Origin of the sequence: Vibrio sp. 10N.261.52.C11 (genome assembly GCF_041471405.1) — a bacterium.
Lineage (GTDB): Bacteria > Pseudomonadota > Gammaproteobacteria > Enterobacterales > Vibrionaceae > Vibrio > Vibrio crassostreae_C.
Genome location: NZ_JBFROI010000001.1, coordinates 1 through 901 on the forward strand (window position 1 = coordinate 1; position 901 = coordinate 901).

Annotated in this window: 1 protein-coding gene; it reads left to right on the forward strand. The window is 48.5% G+C overall.

Features of this window, described 5'->3' with window-relative positions; genetic code table 11:
- On the forward strand, nt 1-901 hold a 901-nt coding region (locus AB4323_RS00005; RefSeq protein WP_372151314.1), incomplete at both ends, for a VCBS domain-containing protein.

The window sequence follows — 901 nt, forward strand, 5'->3', positions numbered from 1 at the left end:
CGACCGTTGCCATCGATGAAACCGACAAAGCAGTAACGACTTCAGGAACATTGACCAGTACCGACGTGGATAATCAAGATAATGCGTTTACACCGGATTCGATTACTGGCACCAATGGTGACCTGACTATTGATGCTAATGGTCATTGGGTGTTCACCGCGAGCAGCGCGTTTAATCAATTGAACGTCGGCGATAAAGTCGAAGAGACCTTCACTGTCTCGTCTATTGATGGCACAACGTCAACGGTCAAAGTGACGATTAACGGCACTAACGACGCCGCTACTGTCAGTAGCACGACCGTTGCCATCGATGAAACCGACAAAGCGGTAACAACATCAGGAACATTGACCAGTACCGACGTCGATAACCCAGATAATACATTTACACCGGATTCCATTGGAGGCACCAACGGTAACCTGACTATTGACGCTAATGGTCATTGGACATTCACAGCCAACAACGCGTTTAACCAATTGAATGTCGGCGATAAGGTCGAAGAAACCTTTACTGTCTCGTCCATCGATGGCACACCTTCCACCATAAAAGTCACGATTAACGGCACTAACGACGCCGCTACTGTTAGCAGTGCGACCGTCGCCATCGATGAAACCGACAAAGCAGTAACGACTTCAGGAACATTGACCAGTACCGACGTGGATAATCAAGATAATGCGTTTACACCGGATTCGATTACTGGCACCAATGGTGACCTGACTATTGATGCTAATGGTCATTGGGCGTTCACCGCCAACAGCGCGTTTAACCAATTAAACGTCGGCGATAAAGTCGAAGAGACCTTTACGGTATCGTCGGTTGATGGCACACCGTCGACCATAAAAGTGACGATTAACGGCACTAATGACGCAGCTACTGTCAGCAGCGCGACCGTTGCCATCGATGA